Genomic DNA, 23,579 nt, shown 5'->3' with positions numbered 1-23,579 from the left:
AACTTAAGGAGAATAATATGATTGTTTTTATTTTATCGCTATTTTCATCAAGAAACAAGCTGCGAGTCAGCTCTCTTTACCAGCTCCTTGTGGGAAAACGAACGACTTCAGTACTTATTTTCGGATTTACTCACGAACTTTTATTTGCTCATAACAGTTTTCCAGAATTGAAACAGGACAAGTTTTCTCAGATTATGCAAAAACTTGCACAGCAAGGCTGGATCGAAATAAATGAAAATGAAGCAAAACTAACGTCTGCAGGAGCAGATAGGTTGTCTGAACTTCACACAGAATATACTGGTTTGCGTTTTGACCGATATGGACGAACTGGGGAAACTAGTTGGCGGCTCATCAAATTTGCTGTTCAAGTGATTTCTAATCTGGCATCTGGGAACCAAAATTATCTTCCAGCAGAGACAAGTCCTTTTTATACTTTTCAACTGAAAAAATGGCTTAGTGGAAGCAGATTGTCACGTGGAATTTTGATTGATAGCGCGTATGAAAGTTTAGCGCAGCTGTTTTCGGAGATACCAGAAGGAGCAGCCGATTTTTTAGCTAACCAATTCTCTGGAAATGATCGAACAGGCCTTCTGCCATATCAGCTAGCAAAAACCAATGATGAGTCAGCTGTTTATTTACAACAAAGCAGATGTATCCATCTTTTGCTCGCACAAATAGAAGAACGGCCAGATTCGCTATGGTATGTGTTGATTGATCCGTTATTACAGCAAAATTTCAATCAAAGCATGATGATCACCAAGCAGATGTTTATGAATGGTCAGACAATTGACCAGATTATGGCAATCCGTCATTTAAAAAAAGGGACGGTAACAGATCATCTTATTGAGTGGGCCTTGTTTTTTGATGATTTTCCATACGAGCGGATTCTCTCTCAAGAAACGGTCGAACGGTTGGAACCAAATAAGGATTCCGTGCGCGAGTGGCGCTTCAGCGAATGGAATGTAGATGGACAATTAGATTATGGAGAATTTCGTTTGTATCAAATCTATCTATTGAGAAAGGAAGCGATACAGAATGTTAATAAATGAATTAAAAAAATATTTTGGATTCGATTCATTTCGACCCGGCCAAGAAGAAATTATTCAGGCGTTGCTTGATGGAGAAGATACTCTCGCTATTTTGCCTACAGGAACGGGGAAAAGCCTATGCTATCAATTAACAGGGTATTTAATGGATGGGATGGTCCTCATCGTGTCACCGCTACTTTCTCTCATGGAAGATCAAGTAACACAACTGCAAAAACGAGGGGAAAAACGAGTAGCTGCTTTCAATAGCTTGCTTTCGCGAGCTGAAAGAGGATATGTTCTCCGTCATCTGTCGCAATATAAATTTTTATTTTTGAGTCCGGAAATGTTGACTAACCCTTCTCTATTAGAGCAGCTGAAAAAACAGGATATAGCGCTATATGTAGTGGATGAGGCCCATTGTGTATCACAATGGGGGGTTGATTTTCGGCCAGAATATCAACAGTTAGGAAAAATCCGCGAGCATTTGGGAAACCCAGTCACATTGGCTCTAACGGCGACAGCGACAGATTTGGTAGCGAAAGATATACGTCAGGTGCTATTTGATCGACAGCCAAAAGAGGTTAGACAATCAGTCAATCGACAAAACATCTCGCTTTTTGTTCGAAAGACGCAGCAAAAAGAACAAGAACTTGAACAATTCATGGAAAGAGCACAAGGTGCGGCAATTATTTATTGTGCAACAAAAAAAGAAGTCGAACGCTTGTATCATTTATTCAGGGAGCGCTTTTCAGTTGGATATTATCACGGTGGCCTTGACACAGCTCAAAGAAGACAGCTTCAGCAACAGTTTGTAAAAAATCAGCTGCAGTTTCTCATTGCTACGAACGCATTTGGTATGGGGATCGATAAATCTGATATTCGTTATGTGATCCATTACGATTTGCCAGACAGTCTGGAAAACTATGTACAAGAAATTGGTCGAGCAGGCAGAGATCAAGAAGAAAGTGCAGCAATCCTTTTATATCAAAGTGGAGATGAACGTATTCATTATTTCTTTAATCAACTTTCTAGAGAACAGCGACAAAGTTTTGAGCTTTATTTGGAATATGCAGCAGAGCAAGCGCCATTTGATGAGCTGCAAAAAAAATGGATGGAGTTGATCCAACAGTCTGAAAAACCAGAAAATTGGGTGGAACGGCTCAAACGCCAGGAAAAAGAAAAAGAATTCCGCCTACAGCAGATGCTTCGTTATATCCATGAAGAAGACTGCCGCAGAAAATTCATCTTGGCCTATTTTGGTGAAGAACTTTCCGAAAAGCCGCAGAATTGTTGTGATATTGATGGCGCAAAAGTAGAACTTCTACCAAAGAAAAAGGCTTTTTCTAAGACTGAACCGCTTCATTGGGAATCGATTTTACTAAATTTATTTAAAAAAAACATGGAACATTGATTTTTTAGGACAAGACACTTTTTCCTATGGTATAATACACACGATAGAGTTTAGGAGGTAAAACAGTGAGCAGAAAAGATAGACATCAATCTACAGAAAATAACGAAACACAAGAACCATGGGAACAACCAATCTATGATACAGATGATGAGGTTTCATCAAGAAGTTCTCAGAGACAACAAAAGAAAGGAAATACATTATTTCTTTCGCTATTTTTGATTTTACTAGTCTTATGTATCGCTATTCCAGCAGGTGCTTATTTCTGGATCAGAAACGGATCAAGCAACAATGCAACAGCAGCATCTTCTTCTGAAACTTCGACATCAGTAGTAGAAAGTTCCACAAGTACAACAAAAGAGGAGTCAACTGAGACTTCAACAGTAGAATCTAGTACAATGGCGGAAGAATCTACTGTTTCTCAAGATACAGGGGTAACGTCAGAAAGCAGTATTGCAGCAGAGACAACACCTTCTTCCTCAAGTGACACAACTTATCAAGCAGGGGATTCAAGCAGCAATGCAGCAGAAACAACACCTTCTTCCTCAGCTGTAGCCGGTACGACAACGACTGTTCAAGCAGGCGAAGGTCCAAAACAAGTGGCTGAGCGTGCAGGAATCACCATTGACCAATTGTTTGAATTGAATGGCTTAGATCCAAACAACTTTATGCTTTACCCTGGTCAAGAACTAAGAATTAAATAATAATAGTCGCGCTTTGCGGCTTTTTTTTTGAGAAAAAGGAGTTATATCATGACACAAATCAGTATTGCAATCGACGGACCTGCTTCATCTGGAAAAAGCACCGTTGCCAAAATCTTAGCAAAAGAATTAAATTATATTTATACGGATACCGGTGCCATGTATCGCGCAGTAACTTATCTAGCTATTACGAATAATGTATCTTTTTCAGATGAGGAAGGACTAGTTTCACTGATCAAAAAGTATCCTATCTCTTTTTCACAACAAGAAGATGGGCAGCATGTATTCACAGCATCAAAAGACGTCACACTAGAAATCCGTCAGCCAGATGTCACAAAAGCTGTTTCAGAAGTCTCTGCTCATGGGAAAGTAAGAGAAGAACTAGTTGCTATCCAACGGAAAATAGGCGAACGCGGTGGCGTTGTGATGGACGGAAGAGACATTGGGACAGCTGTATTGCCGAATGCAGAAGTAAAAATCTTTTTAGTAGCAAGCGTAAGTGAGCGTGCAGAAAGACGATTCAAAGAGAACCAAGAAAAGGGGATCCCAACTGATCTTGAAACATTAACAAAAGAGATACAGGCAAGAGACCATTATGATTCAACAAGGGAAGTTTCTCCGCTGCAGCAAGCAGAGGACGCTGTTCGTATTGATACTACCGGCAAATCCATTCCAGAAGTCGTTGCAGCGATAAAAGCCGTCGTTTTGGAAAAGGGATATCTTCTTTTTTAAATGAAGAAAAAAACTGAAAAACAATTGTTTTTTCAAGGAAAACGAACGAAATCGCTTTATTTTTTTTGAATAATCAATTAAACTAAAAACAGTACCGTACTTACGGCAGAATGTTGGTTAGGAGGACAAGTGTTATGACAGAATTTGATCAAAATCAAGAGAACAACCAGTCAATGGAAGACGCAATGAAAAGCGTCCAAGAAGTAAAAGTTGGCGATGTTGTTAAGGGCGAAGTTTTGGTTATCGAAGACAAACAAGTAATTATCGGAATCGAAGGGGCCGGAGTTGAAGGCGTCGTTCCGGCAAAAGAATTATCAACTTTACCAGTAGAAGATATCAACGAAGTAGTGAAAGTCGGCGATGTATTAGACTTAGTTGTTATCAGTACGATCGGCAAAGATAAAGAAAACGGCAGCTATCTTCTTTCAAAACGCCGTTTAGATGCTAAAAAAGTTTGGGAAGACATCGAAAGAGATTTCCAAGACGGTAAGGTAATTGAAGCACCTGTTACAAATGTTGTCAAAGGCGGTTTAGTCGTTGACGTCGGTGTGCGTGGTTTTGTCCCTGCATCAATGGTGGAAGATCATTTTGTTGCGGACTTTTCAGATTATAAAGGCAAAACATTGAGTTTTAAAATCATTGAAATCGAACCATCAGAAAATCGTTTGATCTTATCGCACAAAGCGGTAGTTGAAAATGAAAGAGAAGAAAAGAAAAAAGAAATCCTTTCAACGATTCATGAGGGCGATGTTCTTAGCGGACGTGTCGCACGTCTTACTGATTTCGGGGCATTTGTCGACCTAGGCGGAATTGACGGTCTAGTCCATGTCTCAGAGATTTCTCATAGTCATGTAGCAAAACCAAGTGATGTGTTAGCTGTTAATGACGAAGTAAACGTTAAAGTGTTGTCTATCAACCCTGAACAAGAACGTGTTTCCTTGTCAATCAAAGATACACAGCCTGGACCTTGGTCAGAAATCGATACAAAAGCCCCAGTTGGAGCAGTATTGGACGGAACTGTTAAACGTCTGACAAGTTTCGGTGCCTTTGTTGAAGTATTCCCTGGAGTAGAAGGGCTAGTCCACATCTCTCAAATCTCACATAAACATATCGCCACACCTCACGAAGTACTTCATGAAGGCGACGAAGTGAAAGTGAAAGTATTGGAGATCCATCCAGAAGAACATCGTATTGCATTGAGTATCAAAGCTTTAGAAGAAAAACCAGCTTCAGAAGAAGAACCAAAAAATGTGGAGTCTTATGAATTACCAGAAGAAAATACTGGATTCACTATGGGAGACATTTTAGGGAATGCGTTGAAAGAAGAAGTAGAAGAAAAAGCAACCGATGATTCTGAAAAATAATTGATTTTGTATCTGTGACTGAGATGAAAGCAGCTGCTTTTGTCTCAGTTTTTCTTTTGAAAAGCGGTTAGTATTTCATTAAGGAATAAAAATACTTCGTTTAATTGACAATCTATGCTTGAAAGTTGGCATTGCATTCGTTAAACTAAGTGAGATTGGAAACTTGTGAGGAGGAAATAATATGGCAAATCCAACAATTGCAATCGTTGGCCGCCCGAACGTCGGTAAGTCTACGATTTTTAACCGCATCGCTGGTGAGCGTATCTCGATTGTCGAAGATACTCCTGGAGTAACTCGTGATCGTATTTATGCAAAAGGCGAATGGTTAGGTCGAGAATTTAGCGTGATCGACACAGGCGGAATTGATCTTGGCGATGAACCTTTTATGGATCAGATCAAACATCAAGCAGAAATCGCGATTGAAGAAGCAGATGTGATCATCTGTGTCGTCAGCGGACGCGAAGGCGTGACAGACGCAGATGAGATGGTTGCGAAAATTTTATACAGAAGTAATAAACCAGTGATTTTAGCAGTCAATAAAGTAGATAATCCGGAAATGAGAAATGATATCTATGAATTTTATTCTTTAGGACTAGGCGATCCTTATCCTGTTTCAGGAAGCCACGGACTAGGAATTGGCGATATTTTAGATGAAGCAGTGAAGTATTTCACTGAAGAGACTGAAGAAGAGGATGACGACACGATCAAGTTTAGTTTGATTGGTCGCCCAAATGTTGGTAAATCTTCTTTGATCAACGCGATTTTAGGAGAAGAACGGGTGATTGTTTCGGATATTGAAGGAACGACAAGGGATGCAATCGATACTCACTTTGTTTCTGAAAGTGGACAGAAATTCTTGATGATCGATACAGCCGGCATGCGTAAACGCGGAAAAGTATATGAAAATACTGAGAAATATAGCGTGATGCGTGCGATGCGTGCGATCGACCGTTCTGACATCGTTTTGATGGTACTGAACGCGGAAGAAGGGATTCGAGAACAAGACAAGCGAGTAGCGGGTTACGCTCATGAAGCTGGTCGTGGTGTCATTATCGTTGTGAATAAATGGGATCTTGTGAAGAAAGAAACCAATACGATGCGTGATTTCGAACAAGAGATCCGTGATGAATTCCGATATTTAGATTACGCACCGATCGTCTTTGTTTCTGCAGTGACTAAACAACGGTTGGAACGTCTTCCTGAAATGATCGAACAAGTAAGTATGAACCAGAATCTTCGTATCTCTTCTGCTGTTTTGAATGATATCATTATGGATGCTGTAGCCATCAATCCAACACCGACAGATAAAGGAAAACGGCTGAAGATCTTTTATGCTACACAAGTCGCTGTCAAACCGCCTACATTTGTTGTTTTTGTCAATGAAGAGGAATTGATGCACTTTTCTTATGAGCGTTTCTTAGAAAATCAAATCAGAAAAGCATTTACTTTTGAAGGGACATCCATTCGAATCATCCCTCGTAGAAGAAAATAGGCATTTTACCATATCAACGTTTTTTTTCAAAAGAAAAAGATAGTTTTGTTTGTTACGTTTCTATGACTAAAAAAAGCATATGAAAATTGGTAAAAACCTTGCTATTAAGCGGTTCATATGATATCGTGATAACAGAATATTGAAGTTAATCAATATTTCTTTTTAAACTTCTGGACCACTCAGAAAGTTTTAACTAAATGATATTTCTATCATATCTCTTGTGGAGGAGGTGAATCTATCCATGGCAAACAAAGCAGAATTAATCGAAAAAGTTGCTTCAGCTACTGATTTAACTAAAAAAGATGCAACTGCAGCAGTAGATGCTGTATTTTCAACTATTCAAGATGCTTTAGCTAACGGCGAAAAAGTTCAATTAATCGGTTTTGGTAACTTTGAAGTTCGCGAACGCGCAGCTCGCAAAGGTCGCAACCCACAAACTGGTGAAGAAATCGAAATTCCAGCTAGCAAAGTACCTGCATTCAAACCAGGTAAAGCATTAAAAGACGCTGTTAAATAAGACAGTAAAAAAGCGCTTGTGGCTCTAAGGCTACAAGTGCTTTTCTTTTTATTTCCTAGCAGAAAAAGTCAATTAAGAGACAAAAATTTCGAATCCGTATGTCATACATAAAAAACACATGTATTTTATTTAATTTTTATTTATTTCCAAGTTAAGAGGTGGACTTTGCCCTTATCTTTTCTAGATTTTGCTTACTAATGGTAAAATAAAAATAAGAAGAGGAGGGATGCGCATGGAACTTGATTATCAAGTAGAAGAAGCATTGACAAAAGTGTTCTACGGAGAAACGCTTGTCAGTCAACTAAGAGCACTTTCGATCGATCAACCCATCTTGTTTTTAACAAATCAGCGTTATTATGATTTGTTTGCAGATAAGATCAACCCATTATTTGCAAATCAGGCAAATAATGACTGGTACATTTGTGCCAATACTCAATGCAATCATTTAACAGAATTGAAGAACTTGCTTGATTTCACCAAACGCTATCCCGAAAATCAATCCATGTTTGTTATCGGATTTGGAAATGAAGGGATCATGGATCTGGCAGGTTTTTTTCAAAAACATACAATCCTTGATTCATCACTTTGGCTGATTCCTGTCTCGATCCGTTCGCTGAGCCGAGCATTAACTCCACAGCGAACGATTTTGCAGCTACCGAATCGTGTCGTGCTACAAACCATCAACATGCCAGAACGCATCGTTTATGATCAAACGATCAGCGAGCGGCAAGTGGACGGAAAACAGATTGACTTTTTGACTTTTATCTGTTGCGGAATGATTTGTGATCACCGTTTTTTACAAAATTTGTATAAAAACTATCCAAATAAAAAACAATTAACGACCCGGCCATTTGCCGGGATGATCGAAGAAATGATTTATTTTTATCAATTAGAGGCAGAAAATCTGTCGAATTATGGTAAACTATTTGAACAAGCTTTTTATCTGACTGAAAATGGGCACTTGCTTTCTGCTAGTATGAAAAAATTCTTAGGGATGATGTTTCATTTCGTGTGGAATCTCCAAGCCTATCCGTTTGATTTCCAACTAAAAAATTTTTTTGTATGGCTAGACTTGCTTGGCTATCCTATCCAATGGTTGGAACAGATTTCAAAGATGGAGTATTTGGAAAAAGTCCTTTTCTTGGCAGAAAAAAGCAAAAAAATACTTGTTTTAGAAAAAATAGGTATAATAGACGGATACCAACGACCAAACGAAAAAGAATTGTTGAGAACAATGACGGTATTTCAACAAATCGTCAGCGAGATAAGAGGGAATTGAAATGAATACAAATAGCGAAAAAATGTTGCAAGCTTTATCAGATGAAGATCTGGCACAAGCACAACTCTTTTTAGAAAAAGCATTAAAGGAAGATCCAGCAGATATATTAGCTGAACTAGGGGAAGAATTGCTAGCTATTGGCTTTTTGATTGAGGCAAAACAGATTTTTGAACAATTGATCAACCAATATCCAGAAAATGACGGACTAAACATCCCGCTAGCAGAAATTGCAATCGAAGACAATGAGATTGACCTAGCTTTTGAATACTTGGAAAAAGTGGATAAGGAAAGTGATTACTATCCGCAAAGCTTATTGGCGATAGCTGATTTGTACCAAGTCATCGGGATTCCTGAAGTAAGTGAAGCAAAATTGAAAGAAGCGGCAGGGTTGCTACCGGATGAACCATTGATCCAGTTTGCACTAGCTGAATTGTATTTTTCAGTCGATCGTTTCAAAGAGGCAGCAGTAATTTATGAAACATTGTTGGCAAGTGGAATAAACGAGATGTCAGGAATCTCGATGCAAGAACGTTTAGGGCAATCCTTAAGCATGCAAGGTGAATTTGAAGCAGCTATCGCACCTTTAGAAGAAGCATTGAAAGAAGAAAAGACAGATGATCGACTGTTTCAGCTAGCTTTTACGAATCTCCAATTAAAAGAAAATCAGCAAGCAATTAACTATCTGGAAGAGCTTCGAGAAGTTAATCCACATTATCAATCATTATATCTATATCTAGGACAAGCTCTTCAAGAAGAAGAAATGGTTGAAGAAGCGCAAACAGTGTTAGAAGAAGGAATCAAAGAAAATCCTTACCAAGTTGAACTTTATCATCTAGCCTCTGAAAATGCTTTTCGTCTGCACGACAAACAGCGAGCAGAGGAACTCTTGCTGAAAGCTTTAGAAGTAGGAGATAAACAAGATGAAACATTACTTACTTTAAGCAATCTTTACTTGGATGATGAAAGATATGAAGATGTGATACAAGTGATCAATCAGATGGAAGAAACTGCTAATCCGTATGCGGAATGGAATCTAGCGCATGCTTATAATGAATTAGAAGACTTCACCGTTGCAGCTGTACACTATGAACAAGCTTATCATGAACTATCTCATGAACCAGATTTCTTGAAAGAATATGCCTTTTTCTTAAGAGAAGAAGGACAGCTAAAAAGAGCGCAAGAATTATTGACTCATTATTTAAAACTTGAACCAGGAGATATGGAGGCACTGTCATTATTAGATGATCTAACAGAGAGGTGAGAAAAATGCTAATTGATGTACGGGAAAAGAAGAATTTTTTAACGTGGATGGTCAATCATGTATCTTTTAGCCGAAGAGAAGTTTTTTGGATCTTGAATTATCTTGCCAATCATGAAGCGATTTTAAGTAATGTCCACTTTGTAGAAGGGGCAAATTTTGCGGATCGAGGTCTGCAAATCAGTGATCTATCTGTTGAAGGGGAACCAATGAAATTGTTTTTGCAGGGAAAAGAATTTACGGATACAGATCAGATTTTTCATGAGATCCGATTGAATTGGAAGAAACCCTTATATGTGGAATGTCTATTTGAGAATGCTTGGCAGACAAGAGAATATCTATCGATCTTAGAAGATAATCCATTTTCTTCTTGGGATGCTTCTGTTAGTGAAGAAGATACTGAATTGATCGAGCGATATTTTCAAGAAAAAGAAGAAGCAGCAAAACTAAATATGCTTTATGCTCAAATCGATCAAGCGCTAGAAGATGGAGATAGGGATGCTTTTTTGAAATTATCTGATGAAGTTAACCGAAAGATCCTTTTGCAGACACAAAAGAAAAGTAACCGGGTAAGTGAACATAACAATTAGTTAAAAACAGTATAGTACTAAAAAAGACAAAGGTCAGCTGGATGTGGAATCTTTCCTCATAGCCAATCTTTGTCTTTTTTCTTATAGTTTTTTCAGTAATCTTGTCTGTGGCTTCAAATAAGTAAAGCCTTGCCCTTCCACTTCATGCACATTGATGATTGAAAGGAAAGCTTTTTCGTCAATCTCGTGGACGATCCTCTTAGCTTCAGTTAATTCACTAGAGCTAACGACCATATAGATGATTTTTTTTGAATTACCAGAGAATGCGCCTTCTCCAGAAAGGAAAGTCACACCTCTTTGCAGACCGGTCATCAGTAGCGGTGCAATCTCTTCACTTTTGTTGGAGACGACAAGTAGACCTTTTGCAGAATATCCGCCATCTAAGATCGAATCAATCACACGACTGAAAACATACGAAACGATCAACGTATACATCATGCGTTTCAAGTCGATATAGGTTAAGGAAGCAAGCAAGACGATGATATCGAATGCCAATAGGGAACGTCCCATGGAGATGCCGTAATTTTGTTCTAAAATCCGAGCGATAATATCGCTTCCGCCTGTTGTTCCACCCATCCGATAGACGATCCCGCTTCCTACCCCTGCAACCAAACCCGCAAGTAGAGAAACGATCAGTAGATCATGCTGTAAATTAATTTCTAGCGGAACCCGTTGCCAAATCCATAAAAAGAATGACAAAGAGAGTGTACCTAGAACAGTATAGGCTAAAGAACGTTTTCCGAGGATCTTTCCCCCTAGTAAAATCAACGGGATATTAATTAATAAAGTCGTATAAGCTGGATCAATTCCGAATAAAGCTCTCAAGATCAAGGTGATCCCTGAGACGCCCCCTTCTGCTAAGTGATTAGCGATGTTCAAATAAACAAGTCCAAATGCGTAAATACTCGTTCCTATAATAATAAAAAGTACTTCTTTTACTGTTTTCCGTGTAGCCATATGAATCCCAGCTTTCAATTATGTATTTTCAAAGAATCTCCATTTAGAAATTCCTTCCTAAATGTAGCACGGAAATTCGTTTTTCTCAATTGCTCTTATCTAGGATTTGCGTTAAAGTTTTGGTAAGATAGTTTTGGAGGGAAAAAGATGGATGAAAAACGTTCTTTATACAGTATGCAGCAGGAAGTAGATGAATATATCCAACAATTCAAGGTCGGGTATTTCTCTCCATTAGCTCAACTGGCTCGATTAACGGAAGAAGTAGGTGAATTGGCCAGAGAAGTCAACCACGCTTATGGAGAAAAAAGCAAAAAAGCTTCGGAACCAGATAACTCGGTAGCAGAAGAACTTGGAGATGTTTTATTCGTTACGATGATCATGGCTAATTCATTGAATATCGACTTAACTGATGTTTTTGAAAAAAATATGGAAAAATTCAATCAAAGAGACCATAACCGCTTTGAACGTAAGGACAAGTAAAAAAATAAAGTGGTTTGTGCTTTGAAGCTACTAAAACGGACTTATCAATCAGGCATCATGCAACTGAGTACTTATCTCAGTACAAGAAACACGCAGGAAAGGTTGGAAAAATGAAATTAAAACAATTACCTCTGGAATACCAAAAGGCAATTCCAGTTCTGAAAAAATTAGAAAATGCAGGATATGAAGCTTATTTTGTAGGTGGAAGTGTTCGTGATATCTTGCTGAACCAGCCGATCCATGATGTGGATATCGCAACAAGCGCATTTCCAGAAGAAATCAAACAGCTTTTTCCAAAAACGATAGATATCGGGATTGAACACGGGACTGTATTGGTATTAGAAAACGATGAACAATATGAAATCACTACATTTCGGACGGAATCAACTTATCAAGACTACCGCAGACCAGATCATGTAGAATTCGTTCGTTCGTTGGAAGAAGACTTAAAACGAAGAGATTTTACAATCAATGCCTTTGCTTTGAAAGAAGACGGCGAAATCATCGATTTGTTCGATGGTCTGCAAGATTTAGAAGAACAAATCTTGCGAGCTGTAGGCAATCCTCATGAGCGGTTCCATGAAGATGCCTTGCGAATGATGCGTGGGTTGCGTTTTGTCAGTCAATTAGGATTCAAATTAGAGGAAGAAACCTTCTACGCCATCAAAGAAAACCACGAGCTATTAGGCAAAATATCTGTAGAACGTATAAATGTGGAATTCATCAAGATGCTTTTGGGAAATGAACGGTCTGCAGGAATCCATGCATTCATTGAAACAGAATGTTATATTTGCTGCCCTGGTTTGAGAGAAGAAGGTGAAGCACTTTTACGTTTTGCTGAATTACCTTCCGTTCCATTGAAAGAAGAGAGTCAAGCATGGACATTATTAATCAGTCAACTGGATCTAAAAGAAAATGAAATTCGCTCCTTTTTGAAATCGTGGAAGTGTTCCAATCAAATGATCAAGGATGTCCAAGCACTTGTTCAAGGACTGCGTCAACGAAAAACTGGAGTTTTAGAACCGTTCGAATTATACTTCTTAGGCAAAAAGCATGCATTGCAAGTAGAAGAATTAATGACTTATTTTGATGAAACACCACAGATGGATGTCGTAGAAGAATCCTATGATCGTTTACCTATCAAGTCATTAAGCGAATTAGCTGTAGATGGTAAAATCTTGCTGGAAGAAAGTGGAAAAAAACCTGGTAAGTGGGTTAGTGAAGCTTTGCAATCAGCTGAAAAAGCTGTCGTAGAACAAAGAATAGAAAATGATAAAAAACAGGTTTTGGATTTTTTATCGAAAGAAAAATTGATTTAAAAAACGCTAGACTGTATCTGCTCAGCTTGGCTAGCTACTTAAACTGGGCAGATACGTCATTAGAAGAAAAAACATAAAATGTGACCACTTACATAAATTTGTGCTAAACTGAGGAAGTACAAGAATAAATTACATCATAAAGGAGTCTTTTTAATGAGTAAAGAAATGACAGCGCTAAAATTTTATTTTAGAAATGGAGAAACATGGACGATTAACCGCCGTCACATCGGCGATCTTTGGATCAAACAAATCACAACAAGTTTTGGACGGATCAACGGCAGTGAATTTGTTGAAATCCATCCATGTGCCGGATTTAAAATCGAAATTTTCCATGAGGGGGACGCAGTTGCGACACATGATATCAACTTAGGTGGACTGGAAATGGGCATGTTTAATCGTGCATTGAAATACGAAGATATCGAACGAATGGAAATCCTTTACCGCAATGGAACACCTGATCTTGTATACTTCCCATATCTAGATAAAGGAACAGAAGGATTAGACAATCAATACCAATCTACAAAAATCAGCGAAAAAACAGGTAACTTGTACATCGTGATCAACCCAGACCAACGTGTAGAAGATGTATACGGAGAATTTTTCGAATAAATTGATCTTACGCAAAAATGAGGTTGTGAAAGAGACATTCAGCCTTGAGCGATGATGAGAACTCTAACAAAGAAATTGCGACGAGTAACCGCAGGAGCGATAAGAAGTGATTTTTGAAAAATAGCTTCTCATATTTTTACAAAATCGTGCCTTATGGCTAATAGGCTGTCTCTAGAACACCATTTATTCAGAATAAGGGACTGTGACAAAAATATTGTCACAGTCTTTTTTTTGTTGTGACAAAGGAACAAGGAGGATATGATAAAAAAACAAATATTATTTTTGTTAGAAACTTTTATCTTTCTTAAGTTTTACTTGATATCTGAGACTATTTGGAATAGAATGAGGCGTTGAAAAATTTATGGAAATTTCTAACTAGCAATAAACGATGAAACAATGAAATATTTTTCATTCAAAGAGAACTTTGCTATAATGATGGAAGTTTGTGTATAGGAGATCTAGAAAATGAGAGAAAGTTTTGAACAACAAAAAAAACTGTTGCATGATCGCTATGGCGCCCTTTCGATGGATGACCGCCGTCAAATACTTTGTAAGTTGCGTAAAAGAAATATATTAATGTATCGTCAGTTGGAACGTCTGAAACATGATCTGCTTCGTTTGGAGTCAAAACGTGTACAGTGTGAATTAGAGGGAAATCAAACACAAGTTGAAGTAGTTGAAACCAAAATTTTAAAGAAAAAAGAACAATTTTTAAAAATGCTTACACAAAATAAAAAGTAAAGGGGATGGACGATGGAATTTGCTGAGTTAGTTATTGTATTTGCAGTAACGATCACCTTATCGAACATAGCTAGCCGCATTTTGCCAATGATCCCAGCTCCACTGATCCAAATTTTCCTTGGAGTGGTATTAGGTCTGACAGAGTGGGGACAATCAGTTGATTTTGAACCTGAATTGTTCTTGGTTATGATCATTGCACCATTGTTATTTAGAGAAGGAGAAAAAGCAGATATTTCTTCGATTCTCAAAAATTTCGGGACGATTCTGTTCTTGGCATTTGGCGGAGTCATTTTGACCCTTGTTGGCGTAGGTGCGACGTTGTCATTCCTGTTGCCAAGTGTCCCTCTTGCTGCCTGCTTTGCTTTTGGAGCAGCGTTAGGTCCGACAGATGCGGTAGCAGTCAGTTCGCTTTCTGGACGGGTGAATATTCCTAAGAAAGCAATGCATATTTTAGAAGGAGAAGGCCTGTTGAATGACGCATCTGGCGTTACTGCCTTCCAGTTTGCTCTTGGTGCGCTAATCACCGGTTCTTTTTCCGCAGTAAACGCTGGGGTGAGTTTAGTGGTCTCCAGTATTGGTGGAGCTTTGATCGGTTTTTTGCTTGTCTGGTTCAAACAAAAAATAATCCATTTGATTGAAAAAGCATCGGCACAAGATGTCACAGGGTATCTGCTAATCGAACTTTTGCTTCCTTTTCTAGCCTATGTCTTGGCAGAGGCATTTGATGTATCTGGGATCATTGCTGCGGTGGCAGCAGGTATTCTCCAAGCTTCTGGTTTTAGGAGAATCACCGTGTTTGATGCAGAGTTGTCGAGTTTGTCCCACAGTACATGGACAACTATTGCTTTTACACTGAATGCATTAGTGTTTATATTCTTAGGAATCGAACTGACACAAGTATTCTCGCCGGTATGGGGAGACGGTTTATATCCAAATGGTCTTTTGTTAGCAATTATCGTATTGATCTCTATTATGCTTTTTGTGATTAGATTCATTTCCATCAGTCTTTTTTATGTATTCAAAGATGGCAGTAAAAAGTTCAAAAAACAGTTGAACGAGATCTTGATTTTGACATTTGGCGGTGTAAAGGGAACAGTCAGTTTGGCTACGATCTTTATTTTGCCCTTTTCAATCAATAATATGATGTTTTACCAGCGATCTTTACTTTTGTTTTTGACGGCCGGTGTTATCTTAGTGACTTTGGTCATAGGGATCATTGTCTTGCCTATGCTGACGGAAACAGAGGAAGCGAAAAGCACGGATTTGAATGCTTTGATGATCTTAGAAGAGGTCGTTGAAGTTTTGCGAAAAGAAATAAAGGAAATTGATCGTGATACAAAAGAATTTTTAGCCACTGAAGCAGTGATAGAAAATTACCAGGAACGGATACGTGATCTGTACTTGGAAGATTTAACCGATGATGAAAAGCAAGAAGTACAAGAAATACAAGCACTGATTTTGTCGATCGAACGCGACGGATTAGATGAAAGTTATCGTTCGGGTAAACTTTCTTCTAATGGTTATCGCTTTTATTCCCGTTTTCTTTCCCGGTTCGAACATTCGATCACCAGTCAATTTTTATCTTTTATCGGCTTTTGGTTCATTGTTGTCCGTAGGTTGATGCGAATCGTTCTCCACCCAAAAATGTTTTGGCAAAGAAGGTATGCGGATCGTCAGACATTTATTAGTGATGAAGATATCCAAGAAATCAGGGAGACATATCAAAAAAATACACAATTGATTATTGAAAGTTTAGATAACTTGACTGATATTTATGATGAAACGATGCTTCAATTTTTTATCCAGCAACGAAAACTTGAGGGAATAAAAATGAGCTCGGGGAATTTGATTTCTTCGTGGATGATCCAGCAAGATAACCTGTTTACGAAAAAAATGCTGAGAGGTTACTATCTTGAAAGAAAAATCATTGATGAATACGAAGTTGCTGAGAAAATCACGACGTTTTCTGCGAATAGCTACCGTAGGAATATCAATTTGTTAGAATCTTACACGATGAACAAACCGTCAGATAACTTTTCTTTCCGATTTGCGTTTCGAGCAAAGTCAAAAAAATCGAGCGCAACGAAATAAAAAAATAGATTTTCAAGAACGATAAAAACAAAACATGTCAGAACAGGATCAGATCGGTCCTGTTCTTTTTTTGGAACACAAAAAGAACAAATTCGAAAAAAATTTTCCTGAAGTTCACTATTTTTATGATACAATATCCAAGATAAGGAGGGAACACGTTGAAAGAATTAAAAGTAACTGACCTCAAAAAAACTTATGGTGAAAAAGATTTGTTTGACCAGATTTCTTTTTTGATCCACGAAAAAGACCGTATCGGGTTGATTGGGACGAACGGGACGGGTAAAACAAGTCTCTTAAATATTATTGCTGGTATCGATAGCGGCGATGGCGATCGGCAAACAGTGTTTTATCCAACTGATTACCGTATAGGTTATCTTTCTCAAGCAGCTGAATTTTCTGATGAACTAACTGTTCTCCAAGCAGTCTTTCAGGGAAACAGTCCCTTGATCCAAACTGTTCGAGCATATGAGGAAGCATTGATCGAACTAGGGGAAAATGGAGAAGACCCTAATGTGCAAAAACGTTATGCTAAAGCAGAAGAACAAATGAATAAAGAAGATGCTTGGACCACAGATACCAATGCGAAGATTATTTTGCAAAAATTAGGAATCAGTGAATTAGATAAAAAAATCAATACGCTATCGGGTGGACAGAAAAAACGAGTTAGTTTAGCTCAAGTGCTGATTGATGAACCCGATTTACTATTACTAGACGAGCCAACAAACCATTTGGATTATCAAGCAATCGAGTGGTTGGAAAACTATTTGAAACAATACCGTGGCGCTCTATTGATGGTTACTCACGATCGTTATTTTCTAGATCGAGTAGCAAACCGGATCTTCGAACTTTCATTTGGAAAATTATACGAGTACAAAGGAAATTATGAAGCTTACGTCTTAGAAAAAGCAGAACGTGATCGTGTAGAAGTAGAACAAGAAGAAAAGCGCAAGCGACTTTATAAGCAAGAACTAGCATGGATGAGGGCAGGAGTGCAAGCTCGTGGTACCAAGCAGCAAGCACGAATTAACCGTTTCGAAAATCTAAAGGAGAATTTATATCAAGTAAACCAAGAAGATGACTTAGAATTGAATCTAGCGACACAACGTTTAGGAAAAAAAGTATTGGAAATCAAAGATGGCAGTTGCCGTATAAATGACCAAACACTGCTAGAACATTTAGATTTGCTGATCCAATCTCGGGAAAGGCTAGGAATTACTGGTAAAAATGGGGCAGGGAAATCGACATTGCTTAATATTCTAGCTGGCAGAATTCCTCTGGATAGCGGTACAATTTCTATCGGTGAAACGGTTCGGCTTGCGTATTATACACAAGAAAATGAAGAAATGGCGCCAGATAAACGGATGATTGCTTACTTGCAAGAAGCTGCTGAAGAAGCAAAAACGGTTGATGGCAGTCAAATCGGGGTAGCAGAATTACTTGAACGATTTTTATTTCCGAGATTTATGCATGGGACACTGATTGGCAAACTTTCAGGTGGAGAGAAACGGCGATTGTTTTTGTTGAAACTGCTGATCCAACAACCCAATGTGTTATTATTGGATGAACCGACCAATGATTTGGACATAGCAACATTGACGATTTTGGAAGACTATTTCAGAAGTTTCCCAGGTGCTGTGATCACTGTTTCCCATGACCGTTATTTCTTGGATAAGGTAGCAGATAAGCTATTGGTATTCCAAGGAAACGGAAAACAAGAACTTTATTATGGAAACATGTCCAGTTATTTGCTGAAGCAAAAAGAACTCCAGCAGCCTGCTGAAAAAGTGAAGCCAAAAACACAGAGCAAGGAACCTGCTGGAAAGAAAAAATTATCTTATATGGAGCAAAAAGAATGGGAAACGATTGAAGAGGATATTGCAGAACTTGAAGAAAAAATCTCATTACTCCAAGAAGAGATGAATCATCAAGGAGATGATTTCACTCGGTTACAGGAATTGCAAAACGACGTATCTGAGACAGAAGCACAACTTGAAGAAAAAATGGCACGTTGGGAATATTTGAGTGAATGGGCAGAAGATTAGGAGGAAAAGGGATGGAACAAGCGTATCTTGACTTAGGAAGAAAATTGTTGGAAGAAGGACATCGTAAAGAAGACAGAACAGGCACGGGCACGTTAAGTTTATTCGGGTATCAAATGCGGTTTGATCTGCAAAAAGGTTTTCCTTTGTTAACAACGAAACGAGTACCTTTTGGCTTGATCAAAAGCGAACTGCTTTGGTTTTTAAAAGGAGATACGAACATCCGCTATCTATTACAAAATAAAAACCATATTTGGGATGAGTGGGCATTTGAACGCTATATCAAAAGTACAGATTATAACGGACCAGATATGACTGATTTTGGACATAGAAGTTTGACAGATCCTGAATTCAATGAAGAATATAAAAAGCAGAGCAAACTTTTTTGCGAAAAGATCCTAACAGATGATTCCTTTGCTGAGAAATACGGTGATCTTGGTCACATCTACGGTTATCAATGGCGGCACTGGGAGACAAAAGACGGCGGTTTTATTGATCAAATCAAAGAAGTGATCGAAGCAATCAAAAAAACACCTGATTCTAGAAGATTGATTGTCTCTGCATGGAATCCAGAAGATGTTCCTAGCATGGCTTTGCCTCCTTGCCATACGATGTTTCAATTTTATGTGCAAGAGGGACGGTTAAGCTGCCAATTGTATCAACGTAGTGGGGATGTCTTTCTAGGTGTTCCGTTCAATATTGCAAGTTATGCGTTGCTGACTCACTTGATTGCACATGAAACAGGTTTAGAGGTGGGAGAATTTGTTCATACATTAGGAGATGCTCATCTTTATATCAACCATATCGAACAAATGAAAGAACAATTAAGCCGAGAAGTACGCGCATTTCCAACTTTAGCTTTGAATCAGGAAAAGCAGTCAGTATTTGATTTTGAGATGGAAGATATCCAGTTAGAAGGATATGACCCACATTCAACGATCAAAGCGCCTATCGCTGTTTAAAATCAGAAAGGATGAGAAAATGTTAGCTGCAATTTGGGCACAGGACGAAAACGGATTGATTGGAAAAGAAGACCGTCTTCCTTGGCGTTTGCCAAATGATCTGAAATTCTTTAAACAAATGACAGAAGCAAATACATTAGTGATGGGACGTAAAACTTTCGAAGGGATGGGCAGCCGTCCGTTGCCGAATCGTCAAACGATTGTTTTGACTAGAGATTCTTCCTATACAGCAGAAGGCGTGCATGTTATGCATAGTGTAGAAGAAGTGCTTGCCTTGGAAAAAGAAACAGATGGTATTTTTTTCATCGCTGGAGGTTCAGCTGTTTATCAAGAATTTCTACCTTTTTGTACGATATTATACCGGACAGTCATCTATCATGTATTTGATGGAGATGCTTATTTTCCAGCTGTTGACTGGTCTGATTGGTCATTGATCAATACGAGTCAAGGAGAAATAGATGAAAAAAATCGTTACCCGCATCAATTTGAAACCTATCAGCGTAATGAGAATCCTTTAAAAAATGGGACAGGCGAATAGACGATAAAAAAACTATTGATGGAACAGCTTTTATTTAGAGCTGACCCATCAATAGCTTTTTTATTAAGTAAAGAATAAAACAGAGAAGTACATAAAACCTGCACCTAACATAACAAACAAATGCCAAACCACATGCATATAGCGGATAGAATTCAAGCTATAAAAGAATGCGCCTATCGTGTAAGAAAGACCGCCTGCCACCATCAAAATAACACCAGTCATTCCAAGAGAATGATAAAGAGGAACAGCAGCCACGACACAGAGCCACCCCATAAAAATATAGATGATCGTAGATACTTTTGATACTCTCTCGCGTTTATGCAACGTCAACGCTTTATATATAATGCCAAGAATCGCAAACAACCAAATCAATACAAATAAAGTCCAACCTAGCCATCCTCGGATACTCAGCAAACAAAAAGGAGTATAACTTCCTGCAATCAAAAGAAAAATCGAACTATGATCGAATACTTGGAACACCTTTTTTGCTTTTGTAAAAATCAATGAATGAAACAACGTAGACGTTAAAAATAAAAGAATCATCATCGATCCATAGATAGCATAAGAGACAATATGGAGAGAGGAATGCAAGTGGGCACCCTTTATCAAAAGAATCACTAGTCCTGCGATACTCAATCCAGTCCCAATTCCATGGGTGACTGCATTAAACACTTCATTTAATATTTCATACGTTCGATTAAATTTCGTTTTTTCCATGAAAACGGCTCCTTTACTAGGTGTAATTAATGAAAAATCATTATTTGTCTGTTATACTAAAAATAGAAATTGTCTTACATGTAGTTTAACATGAATAAGACATCTTGTTAAAGAAAGAGAGAGAAAATAATGACAAACGTAAAAATCGTAACAGATTCTTCATGTACGATGGAAAAAAACATACGCGACGCTTTAGGCATTCGTGTCATGCCGCTATCCATCATGATTGACGGAACAGTATATCCGGATGATGACCAATTAGACGGTGAAAGATTTATGGAAATGATGGCGAAAGCAAAAAATCTGCCAAAAACCAGCCAACCACCGATTGGAGAATTCATCTCAATGTATGATGAGTTAGGAGAAGACGGCAGTGAAGTGATTTCGATCCATATGACAAAAGGCTTGAGTGGAACAGTAGAAGCAGCAAGACAAGCTAGTAATTTAACCAAAACGAAAGTAACGGTTATCGACAGTGATACCACTGACCAAGGATTATCGTTTCAGGTAATTCGAGCAGCTGAATTAGCAAAAGAAGGTAAATCAGTAGAGGAAATCCTTGAAGAAGTCAAAAAAGTACAAGATAATACAAAATTATACATCGGAATTTCCACACTAGACAACTTGGTAAAAGGTGGAAGAATCAGCCGAACGACTGGTTTACTGTCTAGTGTTTTGAACATACGCGTGGTGATGAATTTCGCCCACTCTGAATTGATCCCTGTAACGAAGGGGCGAGGAAAGAAAACGTTCGACAAATGGTTCAATAATTTGAAAAACGAACTGAAAGAATTGCCAAATGTGCGGCAAATCGGCATCTCTCATGCGGATGCAAAAGAACTGGCACAAGAATTCAAAGAAGGTCTGCAAGAATTGTTTCCGGATATGCATATCCCTGTACTGCATACGAATCCGGTTATCGCTACGCATACTGGTAAAGACGCGTTTGCAATCATGTATTACGTAGACTAGTCAAAAAGAGGATAAGCCCTCAGCCTGCAAGGCTTTTAGCTTATTCTCTTTTTCTTTGTAAAAATAGGAAAATAATTATTTTCTTTTTTCATAAAGACTACCTTTTTGATAAAATTTTTGATAACATTAGACCAATCGAATACAAGAGGTGAAAAGATGAAATTAACGAAACGGCATTTGATCCTCGTTTTGTTCCCATTATTAATTGCGATCATCATCTATGCAGGTCTAGCTGCTTCCATACCGAAAGCTGGCCCTCTAATGAAACCAGTAACTACTGTGAGAGAAGATCCAAATAAAAAAGAAAAACTTCACTACATAGCTATCGGAGATTCGCTGACTGAAGGAGTAGGGGATCAAACCAAACAAGGAGGCTTCGTTCCCCTTGTCGCAAATGATCTAAAAGACCGTTATAATTTGACTGCGGTTGAAACAGAAAACTATGGTGTAAATGGTGAACGAAGTGACCAGATCTTAAAGCGAGTAAAAACAAAAGAAGAAATTCGAAACAATATCAAAACAGCTGATTTTATCACGCTGACTGTTGGCGGAAATGATTTGATGAAAGTTATCCAAAATAATTTGTTCGGGTTAACGGTCAATTCCTTTAAAAAACCGATGAAAAACTATCAGGAAAATGTCACAGAACTATTGGAAGAATTTCGATCCCTCAATAAAACTGCGCCAATTTATATTTTAGGCATCTACAATCCATTTTATTTGAACTTTCCTGAAATCACTGACATGCAGACCATCGTTAATAATTGGAACAAAGGAACAGAAACGGTGACAAAAAAAATGCCGAACTGCTACTTTATTCCAATCAATGACTTGCTTTATCAAGGATTGAATCAAGAAGTAGGTGTCACAGAAGAAGGCACAGATCAAACAACTAGCACGACAGAAAATCTAAATGGCATCAAAAACAATGTGCTTTACGAAGAAGATCATTTCCATCCGAATAATTTAGGTTATCAATTGATGGCAAATGCAGTGAGAGATCAGCTGATCGAGACACAAAACCAATGGCTAGAGAAGGAGGACGAGTAAAAAACATGAAAACAAGGTCTGGAGCAACTTCAAACAAAGCAAAGAAAACGAATTACTGGAAAGTCGCTTTTCTTATCCTTCTTGGGGTAGTACTCGGTTCGACAGTATTTTTAGGTAGCCGTATTTTTGCTAATCGGGAACCAGAACTCCCAGAAATACCTGCCCTCACGGAAAGGCAAGGCGATCCTGTCCTCACAATCAATTCAAATAAAGAAAAAGTCAATCAAATCATTAGCTTTTTCCTTAGTGAGTATCAAAAAGATAGTGATATCGAATATAAATTCTATTTGGAAAATGAAGCACTACTCAATGGTACTTTCGAAGTATTAGGTTTTCCTATCAATTTCTATTTATATTTTGATCCTTATGTGATGGAAAATGGAAATGTCCAACTAAAAGCTAGAAGTCTTTCTATTGGAACCTTGAGTTTGCCAATCAAAGATGTGATGAATATGATCAAGAGAAACTATAAATTGCCAGATTGGATCGAAGTTAATACAGATGATTTGACTATCATGCTTAGATTGGATCAATTCCGAATGCAAAACGGGATGTATATTAAAGCAGATAAAATCGACTTAGTAAATGATGACATTCGATTTAGTCTATATTTGCCAAAAGATACCTCTGATGCTTCAAGCAACTCAAATACAAACAAAACTAGCAACAGCAGTACTGAAAGCAAGACAAAAGAGAACAAAAAAACATCAAATGAGTAGTATTAGAGGAGGAATA

At 38.1% G+C, this 23,579-nt stretch carries 23 protein-coding genes; 21 read left to right on the top strand and 2 right to left on the bottom strand.

Annotated features, from left to right (window positions below):
* Positions 1-17: 17 nt before the first annotated feature.
* The 10 genes from A5849_RS09920 to A5849_RS09875 all read left to right on the top strand — a co-directional run bounded on the left by A5849_RS09920 (position 18) and on the right by A5849_RS09875 (position 10,369).
* Positions 18-1,049, top strand: a complete 1,032-nt coding sequence (locus A5849_RS09920) for a helix-turn-helix domain-containing protein (protein ID WP_002309598.1) — start codon at positions 18-20, stop codon at positions 1,047-1,049.
* Positions 1,036-2,439 (top strand): ATP-dependent DNA helicase RecQ, encoded by a 1,404-nt coding sequence (locus A5849_RS09915; RefSeq protein ID WP_002309597.1) that lies wholly within the window; start codon positions 1,036-1,038, stop codon positions 2,437-2,439. The genes A5849_RS09920 and A5849_RS09915 overlap by 14 nt, the downstream gene beginning before the upstream one ends.
* A gap of 65 nt (positions 2,440-2,504) precedes the next feature.
* Positions 2,505-3,140 carry an SAG1386/EF1546 family surface-associated protein gene (locus A5849_RS09910; RefSeq protein WP_002309596.1) on the top strand — a complete coding sequence of 212 codons (636 nt, stop codon included), beginning with the start codon at positions 2,505-2,507 and terminating at the stop codon, positions 3,138-3,140.
* Between the two features lie 48 nt (positions 3,141-3,188).
* On the top strand, positions 3,189-3,869 hold the full coding sequence (cmk, locus tag A5849_RS09905; protein ID WP_002309595.1) for a (d)CMP kinase: 681 nt from the start codon (positions 3,189-3,191) through the stop codon (positions 3,867-3,869).
* Between the two features lie 134 nt (positions 3,870-4,003).
* Positions 4,004-5,233 carry a 30S ribosomal protein S1 gene (gene rpsA / locus A5849_RS09900; protein WP_002345050.1) on the top strand — a complete coding sequence of 410 codons (1,230 nt, stop codon included), beginning with the start codon at positions 4,004-4,006 and terminating at the stop codon, positions 5,231-5,233.
* A gap of 181 nt (positions 5,234-5,414) precedes the next feature.
* Positions 5,415-6,725 (top strand): ribosome biogenesis GTPase Der, encoded by a 1,311-nt coding sequence (der, locus tag A5849_RS09895; RefSeq protein WP_002309592.1) that lies wholly within the window; start codon positions 5,415-5,417, stop codon positions 6,723-6,725.
* Positions 6,726-6,966: 241 nt separating this feature from the next.
* Entirely contained in the window at positions 6,967-7,242 is a 276-nt protein-coding gene (locus A5849_RS09890; RefSeq protein ID WP_002290178.1) for an HU family DNA-binding protein, read from the top strand.
* Positions 7,243-7,474: 232 nt separating this feature from the next.
* Entirely contained in the window at positions 7,475-8,521 is a 1,047-nt protein-coding gene (locus A5849_RS09885; protein ID WP_002309590.1) for a hypothetical protein, read from the top strand.
* A gap of 1 nt (position 8,522) precedes the next feature.
* Positions 8,523-9,782 (top strand): tetratricopeptide repeat protein, encoded by a 1,260-nt coding sequence (locus tag A5849_RS09880; RefSeq protein ID WP_002290180.1) that lies wholly within the window; start codon positions 8,523-8,525, stop codon positions 9,780-9,782.
* 5 nt (positions 9,783-9,787) lie between these two features.
* Entirely contained in the window at positions 9,788-10,369 is a 582-nt protein-coding gene (locus A5849_RS09875) for a ReoY family proteolytic degradation factor (RefSeq protein WP_002309587.1), read from the top strand.
* Between the two features lie 81 nt (positions 10,370-10,450).
* Here the strand turns inward: A5849_RS09875 and A5849_RS09870 are convergent, their stop codons facing one another.
* The gene (locus A5849_RS09870) at positions 10,451-11,326 is read right to left on the bottom strand and encodes a YitT family protein (RefSeq protein WP_002309586.1); all 876 of its coding nucleotides are present in this window, start codon (positions 11,324-11,326) and stop codon (positions 10,451-10,453) included.
* Between the two features lie 147 nt (positions 11,327-11,473).
* Between A5849_RS09870 and A5849_RS09865 the strand changes: the two genes are divergently transcribed.
* From A5849_RS09865 to A5849_RS09830, 8 genes are all read left to right on the top strand, one after another.
* Positions 11,474-11,806: a nucleotide pyrophosphohydrolase gene (locus A5849_RS09865; protein ID WP_002309584.1), complete on the top strand. Its 333-nt coding sequence runs from the start codon at positions 11,474-11,476 to the stop codon at positions 11,804-11,806.
* 110 nt (positions 11,807-11,916) lie between these two features.
* Complete coding sequence (locus A5849_RS09860; RefSeq protein WP_002309583.1) at positions 11,917-13,125, top strand: CCA tRNA nucleotidyltransferase; 1,209 nt, start codon at positions 11,917-11,919, stop codon at positions 13,123-13,125.
* Positions 13,126-13,278: 153 nt separating this feature from the next.
* Positions 13,279-13,734 carry a hypothetical protein gene (locus tag A5849_RS09855; RefSeq protein ID WP_002290187.1) on the top strand — a complete coding sequence of 152 codons (456 nt, stop codon included), beginning with the start codon at positions 13,279-13,281 and terminating at the stop codon, positions 13,732-13,734.
* Between the two features lie 465 nt (positions 13,735-14,199).
* Positions 14,200-14,475 (top strand): hypothetical protein, encoded by a 276-nt coding sequence (locus tag A5849_RS09850; RefSeq protein WP_002290188.1) that lies wholly within the window; start codon positions 14,200-14,202, stop codon positions 14,473-14,475.
* 12 nt (positions 14,476-14,487) lie between these two features.
* Entirely contained in the window at positions 14,488-16,566 is a 2,079-nt protein-coding gene (locus A5849_RS09845) for a sodium:proton antiporter (protein WP_002309582.1), read from the top strand.
* A gap of 158 nt (positions 16,567-16,724) precedes the next feature.
* Positions 16,725-18,608, top strand: coding sequence for an ABC-F family ATP-binding cassette domain-containing protein (locus tag A5849_RS09840; RefSeq protein WP_086310066.1), 1,884 nt, complete (start codon positions 16,725-16,727; stop codon positions 18,606-18,608).
* 11 nt (positions 18,609-18,619) lie between these two features.
* Entirely contained in the window at positions 18,620-19,567 is a 948-nt protein-coding gene (locus A5849_RS09835; protein ID WP_086310065.1) for a thymidylate synthase, read from the top strand.
* Positions 19,568-19,586: 19 nt separating this feature from the next.
* Positions 19,587-20,105 (top strand): dihydrofolate reductase, encoded by a 519-nt coding sequence (locus A5849_RS09830; RefSeq protein WP_002309578.1) that lies wholly within the window; start codon positions 19,587-19,589, stop codon positions 20,103-20,105.
* Between the two features lie 63 nt (positions 20,106-20,168).
* On the opposite strand, the gene A5849_RS09825 is transcribed toward A5849_RS09830, so the two are convergent.
* The gene (locus A5849_RS09825; RefSeq protein ID WP_002309577.1) at positions 20,169-20,822 is read right to left on the bottom strand and encodes a hemolysin III family protein; all 654 of its coding nucleotides are present in this window, start codon (positions 20,820-20,822) and stop codon (positions 20,169-20,171) included.
* Positions 20,823-20,951: 129 nt separating this feature from the next.
* On the opposite strand from A5849_RS09825, the gene A5849_RS09820 reads away from it, so the two are divergent.
* The 3 genes from A5849_RS09820 to A5849_RS09810 all read left to right on the top strand — a co-directional run bounded on the left by A5849_RS09820 (position 20,952) and on the right by A5849_RS09810 (position 23,563).
* Entirely contained in the window at positions 20,952-21,794 is an 843-nt protein-coding gene (locus tag A5849_RS09820) for a DegV family protein (protein ID WP_002309576.1), read from the top strand.
* A gap of 156 nt (positions 21,795-21,950) precedes the next feature.
* Positions 21,951-22,844, top strand: coding sequence for an SGNH/GDSL hydrolase family protein (locus tag A5849_RS09815; RefSeq protein ID WP_002316172.1), 894 nt, complete (start codon positions 21,951-21,953; stop codon positions 22,842-22,844).
* A 5-nt stretch (positions 22,845-22,849) separates the two neighbouring features.
* Positions 22,850-23,563, top strand: a complete 714-nt coding sequence (locus tag A5849_RS09810) for a YpmS family protein (protein WP_025478090.1) — start codon at positions 22,850-22,852, stop codon at positions 23,561-23,563.
* Positions 23,564-23,579 lie beyond the last annotated feature (16 nt).

This window comes from Enterococcus sp. 10F3_DIV0382 (genome assembly GCF_002140245.1).
In the GTDB taxonomy this organism is placed as follows: domain Bacteria; phylum Bacillota; class Bacilli; order Lactobacillales; family Enterococcaceae; genus Enterococcus_B; species Enterococcus_B lactis.
The sequence above is the reverse complement of the archived record's forward strand: the minus strand, read 5'-3'. Positions and strand labels throughout refer to the sequence as shown.

What these genes read in the sequence shown, in the direction of transcription:
- A5849_RS09875 (WP_002309587.1), top strand. Translation starts at nt 9,788, where the DNA reads ATGCTAATTGATGTACGGGAAAAGAAGAATTTTTTAACGTGGATGGTC.
- A5849_RS09830 (WP_002309578.1), top strand. Translation starts at nt 19,587, where the DNA reads ATGTTAGCTGCAATTTGGGCACAGGACGAAAACGGATTGATTGGAAAA.
- A5849_RS09845 (WP_002309582.1), top strand. Translation starts at nt 14,488, where the DNA reads ATGGAATTTGCTGAGTTAGTTATTGTATTTGCAGTAACGATCACCTTA.
- A5849_RS09920 (WP_002309598.1), top strand. Translation starts at nt 18, where the DNA reads ATGATTGTTTTTATTTTATCGCTATTTTCATCAAGAAACAAGCTGCGA.
- cmk (WP_002309595.1), top strand. Translation starts at nt 3,189, where the DNA reads ATGACACAAATCAGTATTGCAATCGACGGACCTGCTTCATCTGGAAAA.
- A5849_RS09915 (WP_002309597.1), top strand. Translation starts at nt 1,036, where the DNA reads ATGTTAATAAATGAATTAAAAAAATATTTTGGATTCGATTCATTTCGA.
- A5849_RS09890 (WP_002290178.1), top strand. Translation starts at nt 6,967, where the DNA reads ATGGCAAACAAAGCAGAATTAATCGAAAAAGTTGCTTCAGCTACTGAT.
- A5849_RS09885 (WP_002309590.1), top strand. Translation starts at nt 7,475, where the DNA reads ATGGAACTTGATTATCAAGTAGAAGAAGCATTGACAAAAGTGTTCTAC.
- A5849_RS09860 (WP_002309583.1), top strand. Translation starts at nt 11,917, where the DNA reads ATGAAATTAAAACAATTACCTCTGGAATACCAAAAGGCAATTCCAGTT.
- A5849_RS09835 (WP_086310065.1), top strand. Translation starts at nt 18,620, where the DNA reads ATGGAACAAGCGTATCTTGACTTAGGAAGAAAATTGTTGGAAGAAGGA.
- rpsA (WP_002345050.1), top strand. Translation starts at nt 4,004, where the DNA reads ATGACAGAATTTGATCAAAATCAAGAGAACAACCAGTCAATGGAAGAC.
- A5849_RS09850 (WP_002290188.1), top strand. Translation starts at nt 14,200, where the DNA reads ATGAGAGAAAGTTTTGAACAACAAAAAAAACTGTTGCATGATCGCTAT.
- A5849_RS09865 (WP_002309584.1), top strand. Translation starts at nt 11,474, where the DNA reads ATGGATGAAAAACGTTCTTTATACAGTATGCAGCAGGAAGTAGATGAA.
- A5849_RS09870 (WP_002309586.1), bottom strand. Translation starts at nt 11,326, where the DNA reads ATGGCTACACGGAAAACAGTAAAAGAAGTACTTTTTATTATTATAGGA.
- A5849_RS09815 (WP_002316172.1), top strand. Translation starts at nt 21,951, where the DNA reads ATGAAATTAACGAAACGGCATTTGATCCTCGTTTTGTTCCCATTATTA.
- A5849_RS09855 (WP_002290187.1), top strand. Translation starts at nt 13,279, where the DNA reads ATGAGTAAAGAAATGACAGCGCTAAAATTTTATTTTAGAAATGGAGAA.
- der (WP_002309592.1), top strand. Translation starts at nt 5,415, where the DNA reads ATGGCAAATCCAACAATTGCAATCGTTGGCCGCCCGAACGTCGGTAAG.
- A5849_RS09825 (WP_002309577.1), bottom strand. Translation starts at nt 20,822, where the DNA reads ATGGAAAAAACGAAATTTAATCGAACGTATGAAATATTAAATGAAGTG.
- A5849_RS09880 (WP_002290180.1), top strand. Translation starts at nt 8,523, where the DNA reads ATGAATACAAATAGCGAAAAAATGTTGCAAGCTTTATCAGATGAAGAT.
- A5849_RS09810 (WP_025478090.1), top strand. Translation starts at nt 22,850, where the DNA reads ATGAAAACAAGGTCTGGAGCAACTTCAAACAAAGCAAAGAAAACGAAT.
- A5849_RS09820 (WP_002309576.1), top strand. Translation starts at nt 20,952, where the DNA reads ATGACAAACGTAAAAATCGTAACAGATTCTTCATGTACGATGGAAAAA.